Source organism: Tunicatimonas sp., assembly GCF_049647865.1.
In the GTDB taxonomy this organism is placed as follows: domain Bacteria; phylum Bacteroidota; class Bacteroidia; order Cytophagales; family Cyclobacteriaceae; genus Tunicatimonas.
In genome coordinates this window covers 1-7421 of the sequence record NZ_JBARYM010000314.1, presented here as the reverse complement: position 1 = coordinate 7421, position 7421 = coordinate 1, and the positions used below count along the sequence as shown (strand labels likewise).

The window sequence follows — 7421 nt, the reverse complement described above, 5'->3', positions numbered from 1 at the left end:
GAACAATGGGAACGAATATTTGACTATGCTGAGAGAAAAGGTATGTTTCTACACTTCAAAACCCACGAAACCGAGACGGATCATTTTATGTACAACGGTCCCTTCGGCACCGAAGGCAAGCTGTACTACCGCGAGCTTATTGCCCGCTTCGGGCATCATCTGGCATTGAATTGGAATCTAGGGGAGGAAAATAACCAGCCTATCGAGGACGTGAAGAAAGTTGCAGCTTACGTTCAACGGCTCGATCCCTACCAGCACCATTTGGTCATCCATACTTTTCCCAATCAGGATGATCGTTACCAGCAGTTAATCGGCGATCAATCGCCCCTTACCGGAGCTTCTCTGCAATTAAGGAATAAAGAGTTTTGGGACGTGCACCCCCGCGTACTAAAGTGGCGAGCTAAGTCGGACTCCACCGGAAAAGTTTGGGCTCTGGCGGTTGATGAACCCGGAAACGCCCAGGTTGCTCTATTGCCCGACGATGAAGATCCAACCCACGACCTGGCTCGGTCCAATGCTCTTTGGGGTACGTTGATGGCGAGTGGCTACGGAGTGGAGTGGTACTTTGGCTACGACAGTCCCAACTCCGACCTTACCGCCCAAGACTTCCGCAGCCGCAATCTTTTCTGGGACCAGAACCGCCACGCCCGCACCTTTTTTGAGGATCACCTTCCATTCTGGCGAATGCAACCTGCCGACGAGCTTACCTCGGATACCGCTTCGTACTGTCTTGCTGCCAAAGATGATGTATACGCCGTTTACCTACGCAATGTCCAGCAATCTCCCACGCTCAACCTGGGTGATTCACAACAAGAGTTCACTATTAGGTGGTACAATCCCCGCCAAGGAGGCGATTTACAAGAAGGAACAATACCAAAAGTAACCGCTACCGGCGAAGTCTCTATCGGTCAACCACTTACTGACCAAGCAAAAGATTGGGTAGCACTAGTTAGAACTGAAACTACAGACTAATTAGAATATCTATTATGAATTTATTGTTAGCTTGGTTAGTCCCTTTACTTAGTAGTACGCTGACAGCTCATGCTCAGAAGCCTACCTCATTTCAATTCGGACAAATTACCGCCTGGAATGAGATTATGGCGGATAGTAACGACCAAGGTCAGCCTCTACAGTGGATTGATGTAAATACCAGCGACAGCACCTGGGAGGTGAAAGGTGAGGAATTGATCTGCTACGGCAACCCCATTGGAGTAGCTCGCTCATCTAAGCAATATGAGAACTTTCTGCTGCACGTAGAGTGGAAGCATACGGAACCAGGTGGTAACTCAGGGATCTTCGTTTGGAGCAACGCCATCCCTGGTGAGGAGAACCGGCTACCTGACGGCGTGGAAGTACAGATGCTGGAGCTCGACTGGGTGAATCTCAATCTGCGCGACGGGAAGAAGCCTCCGGTAGCTTATGTGCAAGGAGAACTTTTCGGAGTGGGCGGAGTAGAAACCCAGCCGGATAATCCGCGCGGCACCCGCAGTAAATCTATTGAGCACCGAGCCAAGGGACGAGGGGAATGGAACACCTACGATGTGGTCTGTGTAGACGGAGTAGTGAAGCTGTCGTTTAACGGAAAGTTCGTGAACGGTCTCAGTCATGCCACGCAGAAGAAAGGCTATCTCTGCTTAGAATCCGAAGGGGCCGAAATTCATTTTCGTAACCTACGCATCGTAGAACTACCTCCAGGAGTAGAGGAGAGTAAACGGTAAGGGTTGAGGGTAAATGGTCAAAATAGCTAAAGTGATAATTTTATACAGAAGCCATAACAACACTAATTAATACTGCTTTATTTACCCTATACCACCAACCATTCACCTTCTACCCCCACAACCATGCCTCAATCCCGAAGAACGTTTATTAAATCAGCGACCGTATCCGGGTTAGCTGCTACCAGCACCAGTGGTCTACCTTATCTTTTTAATGCTAACGCTATGAACCAACCCTTACCCTCTGCTACTGAACCTTCTCCCAGCATTATCGGTCACTACGGCCCTTGGGCTGCATCCTTACCAACTAACCCTCCGGAACTTTCCTTCCGGCAGGATAAGTGGGATGATATAGACTTCTGGCGAAAAGAGGCTAGAGAAAAAGTGCGAGAATATTTAGGAGCACCGGATATTGGCACTAACCCACCGGTAACGGTACATAAAAAATATACTTACGATGGGCTAGATATTGAGGAAATAAGCTGGCAGTTACCCTACGGTCGCCCAACCGAAGCTATAATGCTGAAGCCGACCGGGGCCACCGGACCTTTACCGGCGGTACTAGGCTTGCATGATCACAGTGGCGACAAGTACTTCGGTAAGCGTAAAATTACTCAAACCGGTGAGCGGCACCCGATGATGGTAGAGCTTCAGGAAAATGTTTACAGTGGCCGAGCCTGGGCTAACGATTTGGCTAAACGCGGATACGCGGTGCTGGTACCCGATGCTTTCGCCTTTGGCAGCCGCCGAATTAAGTTTGAGGACATATCAGCAATAAATCGGCAGGGTTTATACGTTGACGATAAAGTGGATGGGAATGATGAAAACGAGGAATATATTCGTGAGTACAACCGTTGGGCTGGGCAGCACGAGCACGTACTTTCTAAATCACTATTTTGTGGGGGCACTACTTGGCCGGGAGTGTTCTTAGCTGAAGACCAGCGAGCCCTAGATGTGCTCTGCGCTCGCCCCGAAGTTGATACTACGAAAGTAGGCTGTTGTGGATTATCGGGAGGTGGATTACGCTCGGCTTACCTGGGGGGTATGGATGAGCGAATTGCCTGCGCGGTTTGCGTAGGTTTTATGACTACCTGGAACGATTTTCTACTCAACCGAGCTTACACTCATACTTGGATGACCTATATTCCTCGCCTACCCCAGTTTCTGGATTTTCCCGAAGTACTAGGAATGCGCGTACCTCGCCCTACATTGGTGCTAAACAACAACGAAGACCAGCTGTTCACGCTGGAAGAAATGTATAAAGCAGACCGCATTCTTCAAGAAGTATTTTCCAAAGCCGAATCCGCTGAGCACTACCGTGCGTCCTTTTATCCGGGACTGCATAAATTTGAAGCAGACATGCAGGGCGAAGCGTTTGATTGGTTTGATCAATGGCTTACTTAAATATTTTAACCTATGAATACCGAACAAGGGCATCAGCAAATTATTGAGCAGTTTTACACGGCCTTTCAACAATTAGATGCTAAGAATATGATTGCTTACTACGACGACAATATCTTGTTTGAAGATCCGGCATTTGGGCAGTTGCGGGGCGAGCAAGCCAAAAATATGTGGCGAATGCTGATTGAACGAGGTAAAAATAGTCTAAAAGTTAATTTCTACGATGTGCAGGGCTCGGCTACGGGCGGTAATGCTACTTGGGAAGCCGACTACCTCTTTGGTAAAGATAGGCGACCAATCCACAACATCATCCAAGCTAAATTTATCATTCGAAACGGAAAAATCGTAGAGCACACTGATCAGTTCAGCTTCTGGAAATGGGCCACTATGGCACTTGGTACTCCCGGCCGTCTCTTTGGTTTTACTCCTTTCCTACGAAATAAAGTCAGAAAGAATACTCGCGCAGCATTGGAGAGGTATGTGAAGTAATAGTAGGTGCTAGTGTGTTATAGTACGTAGTATTATAGTGACCGTCGTACGATGTCTAAAGTTCTTGGTTTCAGAAACTTTAACACCTTAGCACTATAACACCATAAAACTAAAACACTATATTAATTGCTCACCGGCTGCGTCCAGGCTACTTCGGTATCACCTTCCTGAAAGGGGTTTTGCTGAAGCTTATTCGAGACGATTTTAGCGCGTACGTATAGATCGTCATCTTTTAGTTGATAGGAAGCTTTGGTTCCGCTTTCTTCATTCAGTAACGTCCCCATTTCTTCTCGACCAGCTCCTTGTTTAGTGCCCCAAAACTGAATTTGGTAGTTGATGCTGTTCTCCGACTCTACTTCAACTGATAAGGTCTGATCATCGTACGTAATCGATTTTAAAGCTACTCCGGTACTGCTGTAAAAATTACCTACTTCCATCGCGTTTATGATAGCTTCGGGAGTTAACTCATTGGCCTGCACCATCACCCAACCCCTCCCTGGGTTGCTATGCTCACCGTCGTAATTGTGATAGTTATGAGCATCGTCTACCGCTAGACCATAAATTAACGGTTTATCTTCTGCTAGGTAATTCGATATTAAAATATCCCAAATTGCTTCAGTACCTAACCTCTCGTCATCGCCGTAGTTATTTACCAGCGGATGACCATTGTAGACTTCAAAAAAGCGTTCGCCGGTCAGTGGCAGCATATCATCTACCGTAATAGCCCAGCCAAAGTTGGGGTGGTTTATGTGAGGAAACATCGGCTGCCCGGTTTGCTTTCGCTGTTCCCGCACCTGATTAATATTATTCTGCATTACTTCGGTGATGCTACTCCCACTTTGAGGCTCAATCAACTCCTGAACATTGGTAGCGTTCATGTGAATTGGTTTGTTATCAAACCCATCGGTGATCTCTTCGGATTGAATAATTAGAAACTCGCCTTTCTTCTCAAACTTTGGCCGGTACTCCTTTAGCGTTTTAAGTCGCACTTCCGTCCGATCTTCACTATTGGTTTGATATACAACCCAATCTTCACCAAACTTATTATGGTAAGCTTCAAAACCTTGCTGGGCTTCCTCAGTATCGGGCAGCAATTTCCAAAATTCCCCCTCAGCCAGTACATTATGATCTGACAAAGCAATGAAATCGTAGTCGTGGGTTTTGTACCAATCTACGATCATTTCCGGAAAATCGTCGCCATCGCTCCAGTACGAATGCGTATGCAGATTGCCCCGGTACCACTGCTGGGCATCAGCTGAAGTGGCAATCAGAATTATTAATAGAAAAGTAAGAAAACGTAGCATAGATTAGTTGGTTGGTAGTAAATTACTGTCAATCTATAAATTTGGTTAATTGCTAACAACTAAAAAGATCATCTAAGTCAAATATTTATTATCTATCAACCTATGACCTTCTGCTTACGCCTTTTTCTCCCGATAAGTCTTATCTTTTTCGCTTGTAGTAGCACTACTGAAACGTATGCTCCCCCTACCCTACTATCCTACGTTAATCCGCTGATTGGGACCGCACCCAGCACTACCGAGACCGCCCAGATGCACAGCGAATCTGGTTCGGAACTGCGAGGTCAGACCTTTCCTGCCGTGGGCGTTCCGTTCGGCATGACTCAGTGGACTCCTCAGACTCGCGCCACCGAGCAAAAGTGCTTGTCGCCCTACTATTATCAGGACACCCAAATTCAGGGCTTCCGAGGTTCGCGCTGGATGAGCGGTTCTTGCACCCAAGACTACGGCAGCGTTACCATTATGCCGACTACCGGAGATTTAAAAATAAAACCTGATGATCGCTCATCCGCCTTTTTGCACGAGGAAGAGACCGCTACTCCTTCTTACTATGCTGTGAGCTTAACCGATTATCAGATTCAAGCAGAGGTAACCGCTACCTCCCGGGCTTCTATGCTGCGATTTACTTCCCAGGGTGATTCGTTAAACTTAATTATTGAACCTAACAGCGACGAAGGGGAAGGTTTCGTAGAAATTTTTCCGCAACGAAATGAGATTGTTGGGTTTAATCCGGTGCATCGTATCTACCAGGGCTGGGGCGAATCGGCTGGTTTTAGTGGCTACTTCGTTATTCAAGTAGAAGATGGCTTCGCTGACTTTGGAGTATGGCGGGGTGAAAGTATTGAGTCAGGAGAAACTAAATCGGTAGGTGAAGGCCAAGCGGTGGGAGCCTACGTAAAAATGGTGGCTGATGGAGCGATTAAAGTGAAAGTTGGAACTTCCTTCACCAGTATCAATCAGGCTCGAAAGAATCTAGAAGCCGAAATTCCCCACTGGAACTTTGAGCAAGTACGACAGACCTCGGAGGAAGCCTGGTTGGCGCAACTTAGCAAGATAAAGATAAGTGGGGGTAGCGAAGAAGAACGAATCATGTTCTACACGGCTATGTACCACGCCATGATTTTACCCCGCGTTTTTAGCGATACCGATGGAGCTTATCTAGGCTTTGGCGGTAGCAAAAAAGTATATCGGGCCGAAGGCTTCGACTACTACGCTGATTTCTCTATGTGGGATACCTTCCGGGCGGTGCATCCGCTGCAAACGTTGCTTAACCCCGAACGAACGGCTGATATGGTACAGTCCTTGCTGAAAAAGGCCGAGCAAGGCGGTTGGCTACCCATTTTTCCCGCCTGGAACAGCTACACTTCGGCCATGATTGGCGACCACGTTACCGCCATGATCGGCGACGCCTGGATAAAAGGTATTGACGGTTTTGATCAGGAACTGGCCTACAAAATGATGCGCAAGAACGCCTTTGAAGCCAACACCGATACGGCTAGTTACCGTAATGGACAGGGTCGCCGGGCGATGGATTCTTACTTGCAGTACGGCTATATTCCAATGGAAGACAGTGTACCTGATTCCTTCCATCAGCGCGAGCAGGCTTCTCGTACCTTAGAGTACGCTTACGACGACTTTGTATTATCGCAGGTCGCCCAGAAGATTGGGGAAGATGAGGATTATCAGGAGTTATCCGAACGAGCTAAGAACTGGCAACACGTATTTGACACCACCACTGGCTACGTGCGGGGCCGCTACGCTAACGGTGACTGGTACGAACCCTTCGATCCGGTAGCCACCCGAGCTCCGTTCATTACCGAAGGCTCGCCCTTTCAGTACACCTGGTACGTGCCTCACGATGCCGCTGGACTGATGCAGGCTATGGGCGGACGGGAACAATACGTTCAGCAATTGGATACCCTTTTTGAGCAACGCTACTACTGGCACGGCAACGAACCCGGCCACCAAACGGTATACATGTATGCTTACGCCGGAGCTCCCTGGAAAACCCAGCAGTGGGTACGCGATATTATCCGCGAAGAATACAGCGCCGAACCCGGCGGGCTCAGTGGTAACGAAGATGCCGGACAAATGTCAGCCTGGCTGGTGTTCAGCATGATGGGCTTCTACCCCGTCGCCCCCGGCATGCCCTACTACGTAATCGGCAGCCCCGTATTCGATGAAATATCATTGAACGCCGGAGAGAAACCGTTTACCATCCGAGCTACCAGTAACTCGGCTGAAAACCGCTACATCCAGTCGGCCACCCTTAATGGTGAGCCCCTAGACCGTGCGTATCTTACCCATCAGGAGATTGTGGATGGTGGAGAATTAGTATTGGAAATGAGCAGTGAGCCAAACCCGGAATGGGCTAACGAAGATGTGCCACCTTCTATGGGTGATATTGAAAGAATAGAGAAGTAATCAAGCAGGTATCTGATGAAAAGGTTAATTAGAAAGATCACTTTTGTAGTAGAGAAAACGGACACCGGCTTTTCTGCCTTTGCCGAAGACT

6 protein-coding genes are annotated in these 7421 nt (G+C 48.0%); 5 read left to right on the top strand and 1 reads right to left on the bottom strand.

The window, feature by feature from the left end; all coding sequences use genetic code 11:
* The 4 genes from WBA23_RS09555 to WBA23_RS09540 all read left to right on the top strand — a co-directional run.
* Positions 1-972, top strand: a 972-nt coding sequence (locus WBA23_RS09555) for a putative collagen-binding domain-containing protein (RefSeq protein WP_424582052.1), incomplete at its 5' end; no start/stop codon positions are given.
* 14 nt (positions 973-986) lie between these two features.
* Entirely contained in the window at positions 987-1718 is a 732-nt protein-coding gene (locus tag WBA23_RS09550; protein ID WP_424582051.1) for a 3-keto-disaccharide hydrolase, read from the top strand.
* Between the two features lie 123 nt (positions 1719-1841).
* A complete protein-coding gene (locus WBA23_RS09545; RefSeq protein ID WP_424582050.1) occupies positions 1842-3119 on the top strand; it encodes a dienelactone hydrolase family protein in 1278 nt (425 codons plus the stop codon).
* Between the two features lie 12 nt (positions 3120-3131).
* Positions 3132-3605 (top strand): nuclear transport factor 2 family protein, encoded by a 474-nt coding sequence (locus WBA23_RS09540; protein WP_424582049.1) that lies wholly within the window; start codon positions 3132-3134, stop codon positions 3603-3605.
* A 122-nt stretch (positions 3606-3727) separates the two neighbouring features.
* On the opposite strand, the gene WBA23_RS09535 is transcribed toward WBA23_RS09540, so the two are convergent.
* Complete coding sequence (locus WBA23_RS09535) at positions 3728-4909, bottom strand: histidinol-phosphatase (RefSeq protein ID WP_424582048.1); 1182 nt, start codon at positions 4907-4909, stop codon at positions 3728-3730.
* A 102-nt stretch (positions 4910-5011) separates the two neighbouring features.
* On the opposite strand from WBA23_RS09535, the gene WBA23_RS09530 reads away from it, so the two are divergent.
* Positions 5012-7330, top strand: a complete 2319-nt coding sequence (locus WBA23_RS09530; RefSeq protein WP_424582047.1) for a GH92 family glycosyl hydrolase — start codon at positions 5012-5014, stop codon at positions 7328-7330.
* Positions 7331-7421 lie beyond the last annotated feature (91 nt).